Genomic DNA, 19,962 nt, shown 5'->3' with positions numbered 1-19,962 from the left:
GTGCGCGTGGTCGTTGCCTCCGACAAGTTCAAGGGGACGCTGACGAGCGCGGAGGTCGCGGCCGCGGTCGGCGCCGGGGTACGACGAGCCTGCCCCGACGCCACCGTGGTCGCAGTCCCCGTCGCCGACGGCGGCGACGGCACCCTGGCCGCCGCCGTCGCCGCCGGCTACACCCTCGTCCCGCACACAGCCTCCGGCCCGACAGGTGAGCCGGTGCAATCCGGCTACGCCCGACTGGGCGACACCGCGGTGGTCGAGCTGGCCGACGTTTCCGGCCTCGTCCGCCTCCCCGGCGGCACACCGGCCCCCCTCACGGCCACGTCGTACGGCACCGGCGAACTGATCGCCGCCGCGCTGGACGCCGGCTGCACCCGGGTAGTCCTCGGCATCGGCGGCAGCGCGTCCACCGACGGCGGCCAAGGCCTGATCCGCGGCCTCGCTGGTCTGGCGACAACTCCCGGGGACCGTGAACAGGCTATTGCTTGTTCACAGTCCCCAGGGCTTGTCGCAGGCGTCCGGGTGGTGGTGGCTTGCGACGTGGACAACCCGCTGACCGGGGCGCGGGGTGCGGCGGCGGTTTACGGGCCGCAGAAGGGCGCCACGCGGGAGCAGGTGGTGGAGCTTGACCGCAGGTTGAGCGCCTGGGCCGACGTGGTGGCCGAGCACACCGGTCGGGACCTACGGGACGTGCCGGGCGCTGGGGCTGCAGGTGGGGTGGGGTTCGCGGCGCTCGCGCTCCTCGACGCCGAGCTGCGGCCAGGGATCGACCTGGTTCTCGAGATGGTCGGCTTCCAGGAGCAGCTCGCGGGCGCTGACCTGGTGATCACCGGCGAGGGTGCGCTTGACGAGCAGACTCTGCACGGCAAAGCCGTCGCCGGGGTGGCGGCCGCCGCGGACCGCGCCGGCATCCCGGTCGTTGCCGTGTGTGGGGTGAACCGGCTGGGGCCGGAGCAGCTCGGCGGGATCGGGGTCTCGGCGGCGTACGCGCTGACCGACCTGGAGCCTGACGTCCAGCGGTGTATCGCCGAGCCGCGTCCGTTGCTCGAACGGCTCGGGGAACGCATCGTGGTGGATCACCTTACGATGACAGCTAGGCAGAGAGGCATCGCATGAGTGCTTTGGATCTCGTGGTGCGGGCCCGGCGGGTGGTGCGGGCCGCCGGGGAGCAGGCGGCCGCGATCGGCGTCCGGGACGGGCGGATCGTGACGATCTCGCCGTACGACGCGGAGCTCGACGCCGCGACGGACCTGCGCCTCGGCGACGACGAAGTACTGCTGCCCGGCCTCGTCGACTCCCACGTCCACGTGAACGACCCCGGCCGCACCGACTGGGAGGGCTTCACCTCCGCGACCAAGGCCGCGGCGGCAGGCGGCGTCACCACGATCGTCGACATGCCGCTGAACAGCATCCCGCCGACCTGCGACGTACCGGCACTGACGCTGAAGCGCAAGACCGCCGAGACTCAGGCGTACGTCGACGTCGGCTTCTGGGGCGGCGCGATCCCCGGCAACATCCCCGACCTGCGCCCGCTGCACGACGCGGGCGTGTTCGGTTACAAGTGCTTCCTGCTGCACTCGGGCGTCGACGAGTTCCCGCCGCTCGACGCGGACCAGCTGGTCGCGGCGATGCGCGAGATCGCCACCTTCGACGGCCTGCTGATCGTGCACGCCGAGGACGCGCACCGCATCGACGAGGCGACCGCGCCGGACGGCACGAGCTACCAGGCCTTCCTCGACTCCCGCCCACGCGCCGCCGAGAACGAGGCCGTCGCGCAGGTCATCGACCTCGCGAAGCAGACCGGCTGCCGCGTCCACATCCTGCACGTGTCGAGCGCGGAGGTCCTGCCGAGCATCGCCGCCGCCCGCAACGACGGCGTACGGATCACCACCGAGACCTGCCCGCACTACCTGAGCTTCGTCGCCGAGGACATCCCGGACGGCGCGACGCAGTACAAGTGCTGCCCGCCGATCCGCGAGTCCGCGAACCGCGAGCTGCTTTGGGAAGGCCTCGAGAACGGCACGATCGACCAGATCGTGTCCGACCACTCGCCCTCCACGATCGACCTGAAAAACCTCGCGACCGGCGACTTCGGCACCGCCTGGGGCGGGATCGCGTCGCTTCAGCTCGGCCTGCCCGCCGTCTGGACCGAGGCCCGTCGCCGCGGCTTCACCCTGAACGACGTCGCCCGCTGGATGGCCGCCGCGCCCGCCGCGCGAACCGGGCTCACCGGGAAGGGCAGCATCGAGGTCGGCTACGACGCCGATTTCTGCGTGCTCGCCCCCGACGAGACCTTCACCGTCGACGCGCGGCAGCTCCAGCACAAGAACGCGATCACGCCGTACGACGGACGCACGCTGACCGGCGTCGTGCGAAGCGCCTGGCTCCGCGGCGTCCCCGTCGACCTCGCCGCCGACCCGCGCGGCCGCCTGCTGACCCGAGGAGAACGATGAGCTTCTACGCGCCGAAGGGCGGACTGCCCGCGCAGACCGACCTCACCACCGACCGCGCGGTCTTCACCGAGGCGTACGCCGTCCTGCCGCGCGGCACGATGCGCGACATCGTCACCAGCCGGCTGCCGTTCTGGGACGACACCCGGTTGTGGGTGATCGCGCGGCCGCTGTCCGGGTTCGCGGAGACGTTCTCGCAGTACATCGTCGAGGTCGCGCCGGGCGGCGGCAGCGACAGGCCGGAGACCGACCCGGCCGCCGAGGCCGTGCTGTTCGTTGTCGCCGGCAACCTTGTGCTGACGGTCGCGGGCGAGAAGCACTCCCTGACCGAGGGCGGGTACGCGTACCTGCCGCCGGGCGGCGACTGGACCGTGCGGAACACGAGCGACGCCCCCGTGACCTTCCACCTGGTGCGCAAGGCGTACGAGCGGATCGACGGTATCGACGTACCGCCCGCGCTCGTCACCAACGAGGCGGACGTCGAGGGCCGGGAGATGCCGGACACGAACGGCGCCTGGAAGACCCAGCGGTTCGTCGACCCGGACGACGTGCGGCACGACATGCACGTCAACATCGTGACGTTCGAGCCGGGCGGGGTGATCCCGTTCCCGGAGACGCACGTGATGGAGCACGGCCTGTACGTCCTGGAGGGCAAGGCGGTCTACCTGCTGAACAAGGACTGGGTCGAGGTGCAGGAAGGCGACTTCATGTGGCTCCGGGCGTTCTGCCCGCAGGCCTGTTACGCGGGCGGGCCCGGCCGGTTCCGGTACCTGCTCTACAAGGACGTCAACCGGCACCCCAAGCTCACGCTCTGACGGTCACCGGGCGCAGCGGAGGCGTCAACGGGTCGGTGATGAGCCGGGCGTGCCGCTCCACGTCGTACCGGCTGCCGTCGTAGGTGAGACGTTCGCGTTCGACACCCTCGGGCAGGAAGCCGGCACGGGCCGCGACCGCGCAGGACGCGGGGTTGTTGAGCCGGTGCCCGAGCTCCAGCCGGTACAGCCCGGCGTCGTGGTGGGCCCAGTCCGCCAGCGCCCGCAGGGCGTCCCGCGCGACGCCCTGGCCGCGGACCTCGGCGAGCGTCCAGTACCAGGTCCAGCCGACCCGGTGCCGGTCGATGTTCGTCACCCCCACGCAGCCGATCGGGTGGTCGTCCGCGTCCGCCACGGCGTAGACGTGCCCGTTGTCCAGGTCCGCGACCCGCCCGATCCAGTCGACGGCGGACGCACGGTCCACGATCCCGCCCTGGTGCACCATCTCCGGGTCGTCGTGCGCGGCGGCCAGCCGCAGCGCGTCACCCGTCCGCCACCGCCGGAGCCCGAGCTCCCCGAGCGCGTATCCCATCCAACGAAAATACTCCTGGACCCGTCCCGCCATCCCGTCCTGCGGCGCGTTCCCGGCGCGGCCGGGAGAGGATAGGGCGCATGGCATATCTGGATTTCAGGGATCAGGTCGTGGTCGTCACCGGCGCCAGCAGCGGGATCGGGGCCGCGGCGGCGGTCGGGTTCGCGGAGACCGGGGCCACGGTCGCGCTGCACTACCACCGCAACGAAGAGGGTGCGAAGCACACCGTGGGCGCGGTCCAGACCGCCGGCGGTACGGCGTCCCTGCACCAGGCGGACCTCGCCGACCCGAAGGCGGCGGACGCGTTCGTCGACGAGGTGCTCACGCAGTACGGGCGGATCGACGTCCTGGTCAACAACGCCGGTGACCTGGTCAACCGGTCCGCGATCGCCGAGGTCACCGACGAGGAGTTCCACCGGATCCTGGACGTCAACCTGACCTCGGTGTTCGCGCTCAGCCGGCGGATCGTGCCGGTGCTCCGGGCGCAGGGCGGCGGGTCGATCGTCAACGTCACGTCGATCGCCGGGCGGACCGGCGGCGCCGGCGGGTCGGTGGTGTACGCGACGTCGAAGGGCGCGGTCAGCACGTTCACCCGCGGCCTCGCCAAGGAGCTTGCCGCGGAAGGGATCCGGGTGAACGCGATCGCCCCGGGCGTGATCAAGACCCCGTTCCACGACCGGCACACCGGCGACGCCCAGATGCAGGCCATGCTCACCACGATCCCGATGGGCCGCACCGGAACGCCGCACGAATGCGTCGGCACGATCCTGTTCCTGGCCTCCGAGCGGATGTCGTCCTACGTCACCGGCCAGATCATCGAGGTCAACGGCGGCCAGCTGACGCCCTGAAGACCGCGTTGTGGTCCAGCACCTCACCGGTCGGCAGGTAACCGAGCTCATCCAGTACGGCGTGCAGCCGCGCGCGCGTCTCGGGGCGCTTGTCCTCGACGATGACGACGCGCGGCTGCAAACGCTTGAACGTCCGCGCGGCTCCGGAGAGCGCGGCGACCTCCGCGCCTTCGATGTCGAGCTTCACCACGTCCAGCCGTTCGAGTCCGTGAGCCCAGTCGTCGAGCCGGACGACCGGCACCTCCTGCACCACGTCGCCGTCGCCGTACAGCGACCGCACGCCGGCGTCCGCCTCGTCGTACCGCCGGTCCGCCCGTAGCGCGACCAGTTCCCGCCGCTCACCCAGCGCCATCGGCACGACCTCCAGTTGTACGCCGTTGCGCGCGGCCGCCGCGCCGAGCTTCGCCACACTGTCCGCCGCCGGCTCGAACGCGATCACCCGCCCGCCGCCGAGCTCCTGCAACCGCTTCGCGACGGTCAACGCGTGCACGCCGATGTTCGCGCCGATATCGAGTACGACGTCCCCCTGCCGCAGCTCGGCCCGCAGGAACCGCCGTACGGCGGGCTCGTAGCGACCCGCGTAGTACAGAACAGCTTGCAGGTTGTCCCGCAGATCCAACTCGAGCAGCACCCCTTGCCGCCGTACCCGCACGGTCGAGGCCCATCGAGGCGGAATCTTCACCAGCCCCGGATTGGCGTCCGCCAACCGCGGCGAAACCCGCAACGCGACGCGCTGCACCCCAACGTCACTGACTCCTTCCACCATCCCCACTCCCCGCCCGATCCGACGTGCGGCCCCGGGACCCAGCACCCGCTCGATCCCGCGCGCCAGCCCCCAGACCGCACGCCTTACTACTCCGTCCCGGACGTCCACCCACGCCCGTTACCCACTCACCTCACCGCTGATTCACCGCGACAGCGTCCGGAAGCGGTGCGCGGACAGCGGCAGGAAGATCGCGACCAGCAGCAGTGGGCCGATGATGGCCGCGACTTCCGCGTGAGTGCCGATCCAGGTGGCCGTCGCTGACGGGTCGGGATTGCCGAACAACGCACGCGAAGCGGTGGCCGTTGCGGACAACGGGTTCCACTGGGCGACCGTGCCCAGCCACTGCGGCATCGTCGACGTGGCGACGAAGGCGCTGGACAGGAAGCCGATCGGCCACACCAGCACCTGCACCATCGTCACGCTCTGCGCGTTCTTCACCGTGAGACCGATGAAGATCCCGACCCACAGCAACGCGAACCGCAGCAGCAACAGCAGCCCGAACGCCGCCAGCGCGGACGGCAACCCTTCGTGCCACCGCCAGCCGAGCACTAGCCCGGTCCCGACCAGGACGGCGAGCGTCACCACCGAGTCGAGCATGTCCGCGATACACCTCCCGAGCACCACCGCCGCCGAGCTCATCGGCAGCGACCGGAACCGATCCGTCACCCCCTTCGACACATCGGTCGTCACCGCGGTCATCGTGCCCTCCAGCCCGAAGAGCATCGCCAGCGCGAAGATCCCGGGCACGAGCAACTCGTAGTACGACGAATCGTCCGGCGATTCCATCGCGCCGCCGAGCAACCCACCGAACATCAGCAGCATCAGCACCGGGAAGAACCACTGGAACACCACCAGCCCCGGCTGCATCCGCCAGTGCGTCAACGTCCGCCGCGCGATCGTCCAGCTGTCCGCGAGCGCCCAGCCCAGCCCGCTCATGCGGCCGCCCCGGTCAGGTGCAGGAACACTTCGTCCAGCGTCGGCCGCCGCAACGTGATGTCCTCCGGCTCGATCCTTGCCTCGTGCAACGAGGTCGCCATCTGCACGAGCGCTTTCGTCCGGTCCTTCACCGGCACGCTCACCCGGACGTCGTCGACCCGGACCTCCCCGTCCGCCAGCCGCGCGGCCAGCTCCACCACCCGCGGCACCTCGGCCGGATCGGCGAGGACCAGGTCCAGCCAGTCCGACCCCAGCCGCGTCTTCAACTCGTCCGGCGTCCCCTCCGCGACGACCTTCCCCTCCTTGAGCATCGAGATCCGGTTCGCCAACTGATCCGCCTCCTCCAGGTACTGCGTCGTCAGCAGCACCGTCGTACCGCCCGCGACCAGCTGCCGGACGGCGGACCACACCTCGATCCGCCCCGCCGGGTCGAGTCCGGTCGTCGGCTCGTCCACGAACAGCACCCGCGGCGCCACGATCAGGCTGGCCGCCAGGTCGAGCCGCCGCCGCATCCCACCGGAGTACTTGCTCACCGCCTGCCCGGCCGCCGCGGTCAGGCCGAACCGCTCCAGCAACTCGTCGGCCCTGCGCTTCGCGTTCCCCAGGTGGTTCAGCCGCCCGAACATCACCAGGTTCTGCCGCCCGGTGAGTACCTCGTCCACCGCGGCGTACTGCCCGACCAGCCCGATCCGCCGCCGCACCTCCGCTCCTTGCCGGCGCACGTCGTACCCCGCGATCGTCGCCGTTCCGGAATCCATCTCCAGCAGTGTGGACAGGATCCGCACCGCTGTCGTCTTGCCGGCGCCGTTCGGGCCGAGCAGGCCCGTCACCGTGCCGGCCGTGACCTCAAGGTCGAAGCCGTTCAGCCCCGCACCCTCTGTGCCGCCCTGGTAGTTCTTCCGCACACCGGCGGCCTCGATCACTCGCTCCGTCGTCACTTCCCACCTCTCGCGTCGTGAGTCGTAGACTGTACCGTACATTGTACGGCTCAGGTACGATGCGTCCAACGACAAGCGCTGGAGGAAGGTTCCGAGTGGCGGGTAGGAAGGCGGCGGCACCCGATCCGGCGCGCAGTCTGGCGCTGCTCTGGGGCAGTCACACCAAGCCCGGCCGCTCCGGCCTGACGGTGCGCGCGATCGTCGGCGCGGCGATCGAGCTCGCGGACTCCGCCGGGCTCGAGGCGCTCTCGATGCGGATGGTCGCCGACCGGCTGAAGGTCGGCACGATGTCGCTCTACACGCATGTCCCCGGCAAGGGCGAGCTGACCGACCTGATGTTCGACCAGGCGTACGGCGACCTGTACGCCGACGAGGACGAGCCGGCCCGGCAACCCGGCGGCTGGCGCGGCGCGCTGGAATTCATCGCCCGCCGCAACTGGGACGTGCTGACCGCGCACCCGTGGATCCACGAGGTGCCGACGATGCGGACGGCGCTCGGGCCGAACATCACCCGGAAGTACGACATCGAGCTCCGTCCGCTGGACGGTCTCGGTCTGACCGACGTCGAGATGGACTCGGCGCTGACGCTCGTCCTCACCCACGTCCAGGGCACCGCGCGGGCGGGCGCCGAACAGCTCCGCACCCAGCGCGACTCCGGCCTGTCGGACGAGGAGTGGTGGCGTCAGATCTCTCCGGCGCTCACCACCGTCATGTCCGGCTCGCACTTCCCGGTGGCGGGGCGGGTCGGCACCTCGGTCGGCGAGCACTTCCAGTCCGTCATCGACCCGGCCCACGCCCTCACCTTCGGGCTGGGCACCATCCTCGACGGCCTGGCCCAGCTGATCGAGTCGCGATCAGCTGTTCAGTAGGTCCTCGAACGGCGTCGGGTTCTCGAACGGGTCCGCCTGGGTGGGTGTCTCGTTGTGCAGGGCCGCGACCAGTTCGGTGGCCGCCTGCGTGATCCTCGCGCGCAGGTTCGCGGCGTTCGGGCCCCAGTCGGTCGAGGCGGCGTACACGGCGGTCGCGACCGGCAGCGCCTTGAGGTAGGCGAACAACGGGCGCAGCGCGAACTCCAGCACCAGCGAGTGACGCTCGGTGCCGCCGGTCGCAGCCAGCAGAACCGGCTTGCCGGCCAGTGCCTTGTCGTCGAGGACGTCGAAGAACATCTTGAACAGACCGGAGTACGACGCGCTGAACGTCGGACTGACCACGATCAGCGCGTCCGCGCCGGCCACCGTGTCCAGGACCTCGCGCAGACCGGCGGACGGGAAGCCCGTGAGCAGGTTGTTCGTCAGGTCGTGGGCGTGGTCGCGGACCTCGATCAGCTCGATCCGCGCACCGATGCCGCGTCCGGACAGCTCGTCCCGCACCGCGGCGCCCAACTGGTCGGCGAGCAGCCGGGACGACGACGGTGTCGTCAGCCCGGCCGTCACGACGGCGATGACCTTGTCCTTCATCGGGTCGGCTCCTCGATCGTCTCCAGGTCGCGCGCCCGCTCGGCGGCGGCCTTCAGCGAAGCGTGGGTCGGCGCGTCCGGTACGTGCCCCGGCTTCAGCGCCGCGAACTCCTTCCGCAGCACCGGAACCACCTCTTCACCGAGGATGTCCAGCTGCTCCAGCACGGTCTTCAGCGGCAACCCGGCGTGGTCGATCAGGAACAGCTGCCGCTGGTAGTCGCCGACCTGCTCGCGGAACGACAGCGTCCGCTCGATCACCTCTTGCGGGCTCCCGACCGTCAGCGGCGTCTCCCGGCTGAAGTCCTCCAGCGACGGTCCGTGCCCGTACACCGGCGCGTTGTCGAAGTACGGCCGGAACTCGCGGACCGCGTCCTGCGAGTTCTTGCGCATGAAGACCTGACCGCCGAGACCGACGATCGCCTGGTCCGCGGCGCCGTGCCCGTAGTGCTCGAAGCGCTGCCGGTACAGCTGGATCATCCGCTGGGTGTGCGACATCGGCCAGAAGATGTTGTTGTGGAAGAACCCGTCGCCGTAGTACGCCGCCTGCTCGGCGATCTCGGGCGACCGGATCGACCCGTGCCAGACGAACGGAGGTACGTCGTCCAGCGGCCGCGGCGTCGACGTGAAGCCCTGCAGCGGCGTCCGGAACTTGCCCTCCCAGTCGACGACCTCCTCGCGCCAGAGCCGGCGCAGCAGGGCGTAGTTCTCGACGGCGAGCGCGATCCCGTTGCGGATGTCCTGCCCGAACCACGGGTACACCGGACCGGTGTTGCCGCGCCCCATCATCAGGTCCACCCGGCCGTCGGCCAGGTGCTGCAGCATCGCGTAGTCCTCGGCGATCTTCACCGGGTCGTTGGTGGTGATCAGGGTCGTCGAGGTGGACAGGATGATCTTCGACGTCTGCGCCGCGACGAACCCGAGCTGGGTCGTCGGCGACGACGGCACGAACGGCGGGTTGTGGTGCTCACCCTGGGCGAACACGTCCAGCCCGACCTCTTCGGCCTTCTTCGCGATCCGGACCATCGACTTGATCCGCTCGCCCTCACTGACCGTGGTCCCGGTCGTCGGGTCCTCGGTCACGTCCCCGACGCTGAACACGCCGAACTGCATCCGTCCTCCTCGGTAGGTAGTTCACTATTAAACTACTAACATCCACCAGAACACCAATCCTCGCCCGGTCATTCCGGACCTGCATCACTCACCAAACGGCAACGCCGACCCCGCGCCACGCTCGGCGTGGCGGGGATCGGCGTTGGTTTCCGGCCTTGGTGAGTGGCGGCGGTCCGCCTCAGACGGTATGCGGTTTCAGCAGCTCGTCGTCGCCGGTCAGTGCGGCGGCGATCCGGCGGTGCTTCCCGGCCTCGTCGCGGCGGGACTGCCGCTCGAGGGTGCGGGCCAGCATCAGGTGGGCGTAGTACTCGGTCGGCTCGCGGTCGATGACCTCGAGGAGGTGTTCCTCGGCCGGCTTCAGCAGTGCCGCGTGGTAATACGCCCGGGCCAGCAGCAGCCGGGTGCCGACGTCCTCGGGGGTCTCGTCGACGACCGGCTTCAGCGCCCGGATCGCACCGCGGTAGTCCCGCTCCTCGAAGTACTGCTGGGCCAGTCCGTAGCTCAGTGCGCGCATGTCTTCCACGGGCTGGGCAACGCCGTCCGCCGGGCCGGTATTCCTCAGGCCGCGTCGAGGACGGCCACCTGGTCCGGGGTCAGCGTCAGGTCGACGGCCGAGTACGAGTCGCGGATGGTCTCCGGCCGGCTCGATCCGGGGATCGGGATGACGACCGGGGACTTGGCGAGCATCCAGGCCAGGGTGAGCTTCTGCGGGCTCACGCCGAGCTCGGCCGCGAGCGACTGGAAGGCCGGGTACTTGGCGCCCAGCTCGCCGGCGTTGGAGATGCCGCCCAGCGGGGACCACGGGAGGAAGGCGATCCCGAGCTCGTCGCACAGCTCCAGCTCCGGCTCGCTCGAGCGGAACCTGGGCGAGAACTGGTTCTGCACCGACACCAGCCGGCCGCCGAGGATCTCGTTGGCCTGCTTGATCTGCGCGGGGTTCGCGTTCGAGATGCCCGCCAGCCGGATCTTCCCGGCGTCGAGCAGGTCGCGGACGGCGCCGATCGAGTCCTCGTACGGAGTCTTCGGGTCGGGCCGGTGGAACTGGTACAGCCCGATCGCGTCGACGCCGAGCCGCTTCAGCGACGCCTCGGCGGCCTCCGCGATGTGCTTCGGCGAGCCGTCCAGGGTCCAGCTGCCGTCGCCGGGGCGGAGGTGGCCGCCCTTGGTCGCGACCAGGACGTCCGAGGTGTCGCCGCCGTACGTCGACAGCGCCTTGGCGATCAGGCTCTCGTTGTGCCCGACGTCGGTCGCGGTCAGGTGGTACGCGTCGGCGGTGTCGATCAGCGTGATGCCGGCGTCGAGAGCGGCGTGGATGGTCGCGATCGACCGGTCCTCGTCGGGCCGGCCCTCGATCGACATCGGCATGCCGCCGAGCCCGATCGCGGACACCGCGACGTCACCGATCCGGCGGGTCTTGTGCGTGTCAGCTGCCATGGGTCCAACCTCCCGCGCGCGGACTGCGAAATCCAACAGGGATCTCCGCACGGATTCAGCACTACGAGTTGTCAATGCCGTGGTCGATGCCGAGTCAAGGGCTTACAAAACGCAGAGAAGTTACGTAAGAATATGGCGGAACTCACCTCAGGAACGGAGCCCGCCCGTGCCGTCCCGTCGTACCTTCCTCCAGCTCACCGGTCTGAGCGCGGCCTCGGTCACGCTCGGCATCTCCGCCCCGGCGGCCGCCGGCACGACGCCGGCCCGCCCGATCCCGGACGGCGCGTTCGCGCTCGGGGTCGCGTCCGGCGACCCGCGCCCGGACGGGTTCGTCCTCTGGACCCGGCTCGCCCCGACCCCACTCGCCACCGACGGCCACGGCGGGATGCAGGCCGTCGACGTGCCCGTCCAGTACGAGGTGGCCGAGGACAGCCGCTTCCAGCACGTCGTCCGGCGTGGACTCGCGATCGCCTCGCCCGAGCTGGCGCACGCCGTCCACCCGGAGGTCCGTGGCCTCCGGCCGGGCCGCGAGTACTTCTACCGCTTCCGCGTCGGCACGCAGCTCAGTCCGGTCGGCCGGACCAAGACCCTGCCGGCGTACGGCGAGCAGTTCACCTTCGCGACCGCGTCCTGCCAGGCCTGGTACCACGGGTACTTCGCGGCGCACCGCGACATCGCCCGCCGCGCGCCCGACGCGGTGTTCTTCCTCGGCGACTACATCTACGAGTACGGGATCGTGGCCGGTGACAACCTCTGGCGCGCGAACGTCACGGTCGGGCCCGAGCACGGCGTCGAGATCGAGACGCTGGAGCAGTACCGGCTGCGCTACAGCCTCTTCAAGACCGATCCCGACCTCCAGGCGGCCCACGCCGCCGCGCCGTGGTTCATGGTCTGGGACGACCACGAGGTGCAGAACAACTACGGCGCCGCCAACTCGCTGTACGGCGTACCGCCCGAGCTCTTCGTCCATCGCCGCGCCGTCGCGTACCGCGCGTACTACGAGAACGCCCCGCTCGCCCTCGACAGCCTCCCGCAGGGGCCGGACAGCCGCGTCTACCGCCGCTACGACATCGGCTCGCTGGCACGGGTCCATCTCCTCGACACGCGTCAGTATCGCGACCCGCTGCCCGTCGACGAGGCCGACCGCGTCTCGGAGCAGCGCACGATCATGGGCGCCGAGCAGGAGGCGTGGCTGTACGACGGCCTGCGCGGCTCGCGGGCGCCGTGGAACATCGTGGCCGGCGGCGTCGTGCTCAGCGCCGTCACCGACGACCGCACCGAACAGTGGGACGGCTACCCCGCCAACCGCCGCCGCGTGCTCGAGGCGATGGCCGGCGCCGGGACGTCGGTGATGCTGACCGGCGACATCCACCGCCACGTCGCGTCCGAGCTCCAGCTCGACGCGCGCACCGTCGGCGTCGAACTGGTGTGCTCGTCGGTCGGCTCGAACGGCGACGGCACCGACACCGACACGTACGCGAAGGACTGGCTGCAGCACCCGTACATCAAGCTCTACAACGCTCGCCGCGGCTATGTGCACAGCACGATGACGCGCACCGAGCTGACCACCGAGTTCGTGAACTTCCCGTACATCCAGGCCGACGCCAACGCTCAGCCGAACATCCTCGCCCGCTTCCGCACGCCTGCCGCCGACCCCCGCCTGGAGGCCCTGTAATGCGTCGTCCACCAGCAATCACCGGTCTGCACGGCACCGGCGGCATCCGGATCGTGACGCTCGACTGGAAGCCTGTCTCCTGGGCGACCGTCGTCGACCACTACGCCGTCTATGCCGACGGCGCCCTGATCGGCAAGACCGTCTACCCGCATTTCGTCCACCGCGGCCTCGGCTTCACCGGTGTGACGAGGTCCTACTCCGTCGTCACGGTCGATGCCGCAGGCAACCGGTCTGCCGAGTCGGCGGCCGCGGCCGTCGCCAACCTGACGTCGGTGACGATCTCCGGTACGCTGGTGGCGACCGTCGGCGCCTTCGACGGCAAGGGCTCCGAGCTGGCCCTCTCGCCGAAGGGCTACGCCGAGTACCCGACCCGCTTCCCGGCGGACGTCGACTACACGTTCGGTACGTCGACCCCGGCGGCGGACTGGTCCTACCTGCTGCCCGGTCCCGCCGACAAGTGGGCCGGCTCGAAGAACCACCGCGCGACGTTCCGCTTCGACCTGCCCGCCGTGCCCGAGCAGGATCTCGACCTCGCGCTCTGGCTGATCGACAGCCACGCCAGCCTGGCCGCCTCGGCGCTGCTCACGGTCAACGGCGCCGAGGCCGGCCGCCTGACCTTCGCGAACGGCGCGACCAAGGGCTCGACGATTGCCGACAGCACCTATCCCGGTTCGCCGCTGAAACCGTCGTACCTCGAGGTCCCGCTGCCGAGAGCGTTGTTCCGCCCCGGAGCCAACGTCCTCGAACTCTTCAAGGACGTCGGCTCCTGGATCGCGTACGACGCTCTCGGCGTTTTCGCGCGCCGCTGAGGGTCAGCCCGCGTGGGCGTGCGGATCGCGGTCCTCCACGACGTACGTCGCGCGGGTGCTGACCGGGGCGCCGGGCGTGTCGACGTACGGCACGACGCGGTAGTCGTTGCGCCACTGGTGCTGATCGACCGTGACGCGTGAGTAGCCGCGCTGGGAGTTGAAGAACTTCAGGTGCGGGTTGGCGGCCAGGAACTGCTGTCCCTGGTCGGTCATGTCGGCGCCGTTGCCGCCGCTGGTGATCGACGTACCGACGAACTCGGTGCCGACCGTGGCCGAGTCCGGGTTCGCGTAGTCGCGCTTCAGTTCGAGCGCGTAGTTCTGGTGCCGGTCGCCGGTGATCACCACCAGGTTGCGGACGCCGCTGTCCTGGGCGGCCGCCAGCACCTTGTTGCGCTCGGCAACATAGCCGTCCCAGGGGTCCAGCCAGACGTGCGTCTCCGGGCCCGGCGTCCAGTCGGTCTGGCCCATCGGCGCCTGGTTGCCGAGGATCTGCCAGCGCGCGTTCGAGGTCCTGAAACCCTGCAGCAGCCAGTCGCGCTGCTTGCCGCCGAGCATCGTGTTGTCCGGGTCGAACCGGTCGTCGCACGTGGACGAGTCGCCGTCGCCGCACGGCTGGTCGCTGCGGTACTGGCGGGTGTCGAGGATCGTGAAGTCCGCGAGCCGGCCGTACGGCAGCCGCCGGTGGTAGCGGATGTCAGGCCCGGCCGGCATCTGCTCGTGCCGCACCGGCATGTTCTCGTACAACGCCTGGAACGCCTGCGCCCGGCGTGCGCGGAAGACCGCCGGGTCCTGGTCCGGCTCGGTGTCGAGCTGGGACAGGTCGCCGGCCCAGTTGTTCTCCACCTCGTGGTCGTCGAACGTGTGGATCCACGGATGCGCCGCGTGTGCAGCCTGCAGTGGGGCCTCGGTCTTGTACAGCGAGTACTGCAGCCGGTACCGCGCCAGGTCGAACGTCTCGGTGTGGAACCGCGGGTCGGTGGTGACGCCGCGCTTGTTGGTCTTCACGCCGGACTCGTACAGGTAGTCGCCGAGGTGGACGACCAGGTCGAGGTCCTCCTGGGCCATGTGGTCGTACGCCGTGAAGTACCCGTCCTGCCACGCGTTGCAGGACGCGAACGCGAACCGCAGCTCCCGCGGCTGCGCGAACGGGTGCGGTGTGGTGCGGGTCCGGCCGGTCGGCGAGACCTCGGCGCCGGTGCGGAAGCGGTAGTAGTACACGTGATCCGGCTGCAGGCCCTGGACCTCCGGGTGGACCGAGTGGCCGAGTTCGGGGGTCGCGACGACGCTGGAGCGCCGGACGACGTGCCGGAAGTTCTCGTCCCGGGCGACCTCGTACTCGACGCGGACCGGCTTTGCGGGCATGCCGCCCTTGCCGTCCACGGCGTACGGGTCGATGGCGAGCCGCGTCCAGAGCACGACACTGTTCCACTGCGGGTCACCCGACGCGACGCCGAGCGTGAACGGGTTGCCGGTGCCGGACGGGGCGGCGTACGTGGTCGAGGCGGACCAGGCCCCGGTGCCGAGCAGTACGGCGGCGGAGCCCGCACCCCCGTACCCGAGGAAGCGACGGCGGGACACGGACATGGTTCCTCCAGAGGCTGGGCGGTCGAAGCCGTGCCAGTGTTCTGGCGGAGGGTGGCGGGGAGGTTAACGCGATCGTCCGGGAAATTAACGACAAGCGACGGTATGAATCCGGGCTTCGCTAGGCTGGCCCGAATTGCTAGCTACCGGGGAGTTATCAATGGCCTACGAACCTTGCCGTTACGCGCAGCGCTGGCCGGAGCTGTTCGAACCGCTCGACGACGACCAGAAGCAGCGCGTCAGCGACGCGCTGTCCAGCAACCGGCTCGAGGGCTGGGAGCCGCAGCGCGACGACGTCGCCGACCTCGCCGACCGCGAGGCGGGCCGGATCGACACCGCCGAGTACATCCGCCGGACCATGGCGAAGGTGACCCGCGGCGGATCGGCGTGACCCAGGACGGTCCCGCGCAGCTGTCCGAGGAGGAGCAGTGGAGAGCCCAGGAGAAGGCGCGCTGGAACGCCTACCTGTGGGAGCCCGGCAGCTGCCTGCGGAACAAGCTCGACATCAAGAACCCGCTCGAGCTGCACTTCGCCGAGTACGCGCTGCGCGCCAACCGGCAGGCCGAGATCGACCGCGGTGAGGCCGATATCCCGCGCACCTACGACAAGGCGCACATCCAGGCGATCCACCGGCACCTGATGCAGGACGTGTACGACTGGGCCGGCGAGTTCCGCAACGTCCAGATCCAGAAGCAGGGCAACCAGTTCGTGCCGCCCGAGCGGCTGGACGCGTGGACCGGCAAGGTGAGCGCGAAGGTGCAGGACAAGGACTGGTCGACGATGTCGCGCGAGGAGTTCGTCCAGAGCATCTCCGAGATCTACGCCTACCAGAACCTGACCCACCCGTTCCGCGAGGGCAACGGCGCCGCCGCCAAGGTGTTCGTCCGGCACGTCTCCGAGATGTCGCCGTACCGCCTCGACTTCGACAAGGTCGAGCGCGACGAGTGGAACGCGGCGTCCGACGCGTCGTACCCGGCGGACGTGGCGAAGAGCACCGATCCGGATCCGCGCACCCTGTACGCCGTCTTTGACAAGGCGACCGTCGAACGCGGCGCCGTGGTCCGCGCCGACGCGGAACTCGCGGCGGCCCTGCACCTGCAGAACTCGACGTACGCCGGCGTGGACGCCCGGCACACCACCGGCAGGGGCGAACGGCCCGACACCCACGCCGTCGACCTGGACGTCGAACAGGAAACCGAACGCGAAGACTGAGCCCGTGCGCCGCCGGTGCAGGATAGGCGGTATGCAGACCGACGAACGGATCCGCCGTGCCCGGCCCGAGGACGTCCCGGCGATCGTGGAGCTGGTGTACGCGCTCGCGGAGTACGAACGCGCCCGCGACGAGTGCCACCTGACCGCCGACCAGCTGCACACCGCCCTCTTCGGCGACACGCCCGCCGTCTTCTGCCACGTCGCCGAACACGAGGGCCAGGTCGCCGGCTGCGCGCTCTGGTTCCTCAGCTTCTCCACCTGGCGCGGCGTCCACGGCATCTACCTCGAAGACCTCTTCGTCCGCCCCGAAACCCGCGGCACCGGCCTCGGCAAGGCCCTCCTCACCGCCCTCGCCCAGGAATGCGTCCGCAACAACTACGAACGCCTCGAATGGTCCGTCCTCAACTGGAACACCCCCGCCATCGACTTCTACAAGTCCCTCGGCGCCACCCCTCAAGACGAATGGACCATCTACCGCCTCACCGACGAAGCCCTCACAACCCTGGGTTCCCAGAAGATTTAACCCACGCGGTGCTACGCCCGGCTCCTCCGTCGCCGTGCTACGCGCCGCCCCACCCACCCGTGCAGCGGTGCGTGCTGACGCGCGCTCCATGGCGCCGGCGCGCATACTGCGGGCTGCCGCCCGCGTGCTGCGTGCTGCCGCCCGCGAATTGCTCGCTCCGCTCGCTGTGACCGCAAGAACCGCCGCGTGCAGGTGACGACGAGACTTCGAGCGAGTACGCGCCGTACGCGTGGCGCTGGTTGGAACGGGCGTTGGTGTCCGCTCGACCAGCCGCCGCTTCGCGGGCGGGCGCGGGCGCCGAGGAGACTCCCGAGCGCAAGCCCCCCGGGGTCGTCCTAGCGTCTTCTGGCTCAGCTCTTTCAGGTCACGCTGCGGGAGCCGACGGCGCGTTGTAGCTCGACTTTCTCATCACCTGCACGTGGCGGACGCGCGGCGGTCACGGCGAGCGAAGCGAGCAATTCGCGGGCGGCAGCCCGCAGTACGCGCGCGCCAGCGCGAAGGAGCGCGCGCCAGCACGCACCGCCTCGCGGGTGGGTGGGGCGGCGCGTAGCACGGCGACGAAGGAGCCGCGCGTAGCACCGCGTGGGTCACTCTCTACGTGCGGCGGTTCTTGGCGACGTACATGGCTTGGTCGGCTTCGTGGAGGAGGGTGTCGAGGTCGGTGGTGGTGGGGGTGATGGGGACGGTGCCGACGCTGGTGGTGACCTTGACGGCGATGTTGGGGAGGGGGCGGCTGACGGCGGTTTCTAGGCGGGTGATGAGGGTGGTGAGGTCGTCGCCGGTGATGTCCTCGGCTAGGACGGCGAACTCGTCGCCGCCCAGCCTGGCGACCGTGTCGCCGTGGCGGACTGCGGTGCTGAGGCGGGTTGCGATCTCGCGGAGGGCTCGGTCGCCGGCCTCGTGGCCGTAGCCGTCGTTGACGAGTTTGAAGTGGTTGAGGTCGCAGAACAGCAGCGCGCCCGGGCGGCCGGTGATCCGGGTCTGTTCCAGGACCTTCGCGAACCGGTGCTGCAGGAGCCGGCGGTTCGGCAGGCCGGTGAGCGGGTCGTGGGCCGCGTGGTGCCGCAGTTCGCGCTCGGCGTCCTTGCGGGCGGTGACGTCGTCGATCTGGACCAGCAGGATCCGCGGCAGCCCGACGCCCTGCTCGACCAGCGAGGCCGTACCGCCGAGCCAGATCGCGTTGCCGCTCGGCTGCGTGAACACGCGCTCGAACCGGTACGTGCCGTTGCTGGCAGCAACTTCCTCCAGCTCGCTGCGGGTCTGGTCCGGCTCCTCGTCCCGCAGGAAGCTGACCAGCCGCGTCCCGACCAGCTGGTCCGGGGTGTAGCCGGTGATCCGGCAGAACGCGGCGTTCACCCGCAGGATCCGGCCCAGCTCGGGCCCGTCGAACGCGACCGTCGCCATCCCGTTGCCGGCGCCCTCGAAGACCAGCCGGAACGTCGCCTCGCTCGCCTCCAGCCGGGTCTTCTCGGCCAGCAGCCGATCGGTGAGCCGGGCCTTGTCGATCGCCAGCCCGGCCTGGGTGGCGAAGATCCCCAGCAGCTCCCGGTGGATCGGCCCCGGCCGCCGCTGGTCCTCGGGCAGGTCGACCGACAGCATCCCGACCAGCTCGCCGTCCGAGGAGTACAGCGGCGCGAACAGCGCGTCCAGCGGGTGCCAGGCGTCCGGCGCGTCGGACACCGGTACGTCGGGCACCCAGCCGGTGACCTCACCCTCCGGCAGCCGCTCGTGCGGCACGAACCGGAGCTTGCCCCACTCGTCCGCGATCGCGAACTCGGCGTCGAACAGATCCGCCGCGCTCACCTTCCCGAGCAGCGCCGACCGGGCCCCCGGCGACCCGGCCACCGCGATCACCTCGAACTTGCCGTCCGGGTGCCGGAGGTTCAGCACGGCGATGCCGAAGCCGAGCCCGTTCACGACCCCGTCGACGACCGCCTGCAGCGTCTCGGCAAGGCTCCGCCCGGCGCCCATCCGCGCGCTCACCTCGTACAAGCGCCGTACGGCGGACAGCCGGACCGTGGGCTCGTTCTGCACCCGTTGAGAATAAGCCGATTTCACCGGGGGTGAGCAGCTGTATGCACAGGTGACCCGGTTAAGCGTTTGTCAGAACGTTCAGTATCGTAATTCGGTCAGCCCGCGGTAGCTGCGCTCGGCCGACTGCCAGGCGTCCGTCGGCTTGTCGTGCTCGACCAGGTACTGCTCGACCCCGCCCGCCTCGGCGTGCGCGAACATCGCGCCGAAGTCCAGCGTCCCGGCCCCGACGTCCTCCCAGGACCCGTCCGCGGCCATGTCCTTGACGTGCAGCGCCGGGAACCGGCCCGGGTGCTCCTGGAACAGCTTCGCCGGGTCGTGCCCGCCGTCAACCGCCCAGTACAGGTCCAGCTCGAACCCGAGCAGGTCGGGATCCACGTCCAGCAGCAGGTCGTACAGCACCTGCCCGTCGACCTCGTCGAAGTCCCGGCCGTGGTTGTGGAAGAGCAGCTTCAGGCCGGCGTCCCGCGCGGCCTTCCCGGCCTCGGTGAACGCGGCCGCCGCGGTCTTGAAGCCCTCGACCGAGTGCAGCTCGGACGGAATCGACGGTACGACGGCCCACTGCGCCCCGAGCGTCTTCACGTCGGCCAGCGCACCGGCCCAGTCGTCGCTCAGCCGCGCGTACCCGACGTGCTCGAGCACGATCGCGAGCCCGGCGTCGTCCGCGAACCCGCGAATCTCCGCGGCGCTGTGGTCGAACCGCCCGCTCACCCCCACCGTGCGGTATCCGATCCCGGCGAGCCGCTTCAGCGTCCCCGGGTAGTCCTCGGCGAGCACGTCACGCATCGTGTACAGGTGCATCCCGATACCGTCGGCGGGAATGGTCCGGTCAGACATACAGGCAACTCCTTT

At 70.2% G+C, this 19,962-nt stretch carries 21 protein-coding genes; 10 read left to right on the top strand and 11 right to left on the bottom strand.

Going from position 1 to position 19,962, the window contains the following annotated elements; all coding sequences use genetic code 11:
• The 3 genes from ABZW60_RS09485 to ABZW60_RS09475 are packed head-to-tail and all read left to right on the top strand — an operon-like array spanning position 1 to position 3,262.
• On the top strand, positions 1 to 1,113 hold the full coding sequence (locus tag ABZW60_RS09485; RefSeq protein ID WP_355475285.1) for a glycerate kinase: 1,113 nt from the start codon (positions 1 to 3) through the stop codon (positions 1,111 to 1,113).
• Entirely contained in the window at positions 1,110 to 2,450 is a 1,341-nt protein-coding gene (gene allB / locus ABZW60_RS09480) for an allantoinase AllB (protein WP_355475284.1), read from the top strand. The genes ABZW60_RS09485 and allB overlap by 4 nt, the downstream gene beginning before the upstream one ends.
• Positions 2,447 to 3,262: a bifunctional allantoicase/(S)-ureidoglycine aminohydrolase gene (locus ABZW60_RS09475; RefSeq protein ID WP_355475283.1), complete on the top strand. Its 816-nt coding sequence runs from the start codon at positions 2,447 to 2,449 to the stop codon at positions 3,260 to 3,262. The genes allB and ABZW60_RS09475 overlap by 4 nt, the downstream gene beginning before the upstream one ends.
• On the opposite strand, the gene ABZW60_RS09470 is transcribed toward ABZW60_RS09475, so the two are convergent.
• Positions 3,252 to 3,791 (bottom strand): GNAT family protein, encoded by a 540-nt coding sequence (locus tag ABZW60_RS09470; RefSeq protein WP_355475282.1) that lies wholly within the window; start codon positions 3,789 to 3,791, stop codon positions 3,252 to 3,254. The genes ABZW60_RS09475 and ABZW60_RS09470 overlap by 11 nt on opposite strands.
• An 80-nt stretch (positions 3,792 to 3,871) precedes the next feature.
• Here ABZW60_RS09470 and ABZW60_RS09465 point away from each other — a divergent pair, with 80 nt between their 5' ends.
• Positions 3,872 to 4,639 carry an SDR family NAD(P)-dependent oxidoreductase gene (locus tag ABZW60_RS09465; RefSeq protein ID WP_355475281.1) on the top strand — a complete coding sequence of 256 codons (768 nt, stop codon included), beginning with the start codon at positions 3,872 to 3,874 and terminating at the stop codon, positions 4,637 to 4,639.
• Here ABZW60_RS09465 and ABZW60_RS09460 read toward each other — a convergent pair.
• The 3 genes from ABZW60_RS09460 to ABZW60_RS09450 form a co-directional block, all read right to left on the bottom strand.
• Positions 4,614 to 5,405 (bottom strand): FkbM family methyltransferase, encoded by a 792-nt coding sequence (locus ABZW60_RS09460; protein ID WP_355475280.1) that lies wholly within the window; start codon positions 5,403 to 5,405, stop codon positions 4,614 to 4,616. The two genes, ABZW60_RS09465 and ABZW60_RS09460, sit on opposite strands and share 26 nt — an antisense overlap.
• Before the next feature lie 141 nt (positions 5,406 to 5,546).
• Entirely contained in the window at positions 5,547 to 6,341 is a 795-nt protein-coding gene (locus ABZW60_RS09455; protein WP_355475279.1) for an ABC transporter permease, read from the bottom strand.
• The gene (locus ABZW60_RS09450; protein WP_355475278.1) at positions 6,338 to 7,279 is read right to left on the bottom strand and encodes an ATP-binding cassette domain-containing protein; all 942 of its coding nucleotides are present in this window, start codon (positions 7,277 to 7,279) and stop codon (positions 6,338 to 6,340) included. The genes ABZW60_RS09455 and ABZW60_RS09450 overlap by 4 nt, the downstream gene beginning before the upstream one ends.
• Before the next feature lie 95 nt (positions 7,280 to 7,374).
• On the opposite strand from ABZW60_RS09450, the gene ABZW60_RS09445 reads away from it, so the two are divergent.
• Positions 7,375 to 8,148, top strand: a complete 774-nt coding sequence (locus ABZW60_RS09445) for a TetR/AcrR family transcriptional regulator (RefSeq protein ID WP_355475277.1) — start codon at positions 7,375 to 7,377, stop codon at positions 8,146 to 8,148.
• Here ABZW60_RS09445 and ABZW60_RS09440 read toward each other — a convergent pair.
• The 4 genes from ABZW60_RS09440 to ABZW60_RS09425 form a co-directional block, all read right to left on the bottom strand.
• Complete coding sequence (locus ABZW60_RS09440) at positions 8,134 to 8,736, bottom strand: FMN reductase (RefSeq protein ID WP_355475276.1); 603 nt, start codon at positions 8,734 to 8,736, stop codon at positions 8,134 to 8,136. The genes ABZW60_RS09445 and ABZW60_RS09440 overlap by 15 nt on opposite strands.
• Positions 8,733 to 9,845 carry an LLM class flavin-dependent oxidoreductase gene (locus tag ABZW60_RS09435; RefSeq protein WP_355475275.1) on the bottom strand — a complete coding sequence of 371 codons (1,113 nt, stop codon included), beginning with the start codon at positions 9,843 to 9,845 and terminating at the stop codon, positions 8,733 to 8,735. The genes ABZW60_RS09440 and ABZW60_RS09435 overlap by 4 nt, the downstream gene beginning before the upstream one ends.
• A 178-nt stretch (positions 9,846 to 10,023) precedes the next feature.
• On the bottom strand, positions 10,024 to 10,359 hold the full coding sequence (locus tag ABZW60_RS09430) for a tetratricopeptide repeat protein (protein WP_355475274.1): 336 nt from the start codon (positions 10,357 to 10,359) through the stop codon (positions 10,024 to 10,026).
• A 44-nt stretch (positions 10,360 to 10,403) separates the two neighbouring features.
• Entirely contained in the window at positions 10,404 to 11,279 is an 876-nt protein-coding gene (locus ABZW60_RS09425) for an aldo/keto reductase (protein WP_355475273.1), read from the bottom strand.
• Positions 11,280 to 11,445: 166 nt separating this feature from the next.
• Here ABZW60_RS09425 and ABZW60_RS09420 point away from each other — a divergent pair, with 166 nt between their 5' ends.
• Positions 11,446 to 12,954 carry an alkaline phosphatase D family protein gene (locus ABZW60_RS09420; RefSeq protein WP_355475272.1) on the top strand — a complete coding sequence of 503 codons (1,509 nt, stop codon included), beginning with the start codon at positions 11,446 to 11,448 and terminating at the stop codon, positions 12,952 to 12,954.
• Positions 12,954 to 13,763 carry a polysaccharide lyase family protein gene (locus ABZW60_RS09415; RefSeq protein ID WP_355475271.1) on the top strand — a complete coding sequence of 270 codons (810 nt, stop codon included), beginning with the start codon at positions 12,954 to 12,956 and terminating at the stop codon, positions 13,761 to 13,763. The genes ABZW60_RS09420 and ABZW60_RS09415 overlap by 1 nt, the downstream gene beginning before the upstream one ends.
• Before the next feature lie 3 nt (positions 13,764 to 13,766).
• Here ABZW60_RS09415 and ABZW60_RS09410 read toward each other — a convergent pair whose 3' ends face one another.
• Positions 13,767 to 15,347 carry an alkaline phosphatase D family protein gene (locus ABZW60_RS09410; RefSeq protein WP_355475270.1) on the bottom strand — a complete coding sequence of 527 codons (1,581 nt, stop codon included), beginning with the start codon at positions 15,345 to 15,347 and terminating at the stop codon, positions 13,767 to 13,769.
• A gap of 157 nt (positions 15,348 to 15,504) precedes the next feature.
• On the opposite strand from ABZW60_RS09410, the gene ABZW60_RS09405 reads away from it, so the two are divergent.
• The 3 genes from ABZW60_RS09405 to ABZW60_RS09395 are packed head-to-tail and all read left to right on the top strand — an operon-like array spanning position 15,505 to position 17,079.
• The gene (locus tag ABZW60_RS09405; protein WP_355475269.1) at positions 15,505 to 15,735 is read left to right on the top strand and encodes a hypothetical protein; all 231 of its coding nucleotides are present in this window, start codon (positions 15,505 to 15,507) and stop codon (positions 15,733 to 15,735) included.
• Positions 15,732 to 16,556, top strand: a complete 825-nt coding sequence (locus ABZW60_RS09400; RefSeq protein ID WP_355475268.1) for a Fic family protein — start codon at positions 15,732 to 15,734, stop codon at positions 16,554 to 16,556. Before ABZW60_RS09405 ends, ABZW60_RS09400 begins: the two co-directional genes overlap by 4 nt.
• Before the next feature lie 31 nt (positions 16,557 to 16,587).
• Positions 16,588 to 17,079: a GNAT family N-acetyltransferase gene (locus ABZW60_RS09395; protein ID WP_355475267.1), complete on the top strand. Its 492-nt coding sequence runs from the start codon at positions 16,588 to 16,590 to the stop codon at positions 17,077 to 17,079.
• A gap of 594 nt (positions 17,080 to 17,673) precedes the next feature.
• Here the strand turns inward: ABZW60_RS09395 and ABZW60_RS09390 are convergent.
• Entirely contained in the window at positions 17,674 to 19,113 is a 1,440-nt protein-coding gene (locus ABZW60_RS09390) for a diguanylate cyclase (protein WP_355475266.1), read from the bottom strand.
• Positions 19,114 to 19,191: 78 nt separating this feature from the next.
• The gene (locus ABZW60_RS09385) at positions 19,192 to 19,947 is read right to left on the bottom strand and encodes a sugar phosphate isomerase/epimerase (protein ID WP_355475265.1); all 756 of its coding nucleotides are present in this window, start codon (positions 19,945 to 19,947) and stop codon (positions 19,192 to 19,194) included.
• Between the last annotated feature and the right edge of the window lie 15 nt (positions 19,948 to 19,962).

The sequence above is a fragment of the Kribbella sp. NPDC003557 genome (genome assembly GCF_040610805.1).
Taxonomy (GTDB): Bacteria; Actinomycetota; Actinomycetes; order Propionibacteriales; family Kribbellaceae; genus Kribbella.
The sequence above is the reverse complement of the archived record's forward strand: the minus strand, read 5'-3'. Positions and strand labels throughout refer to the sequence as shown.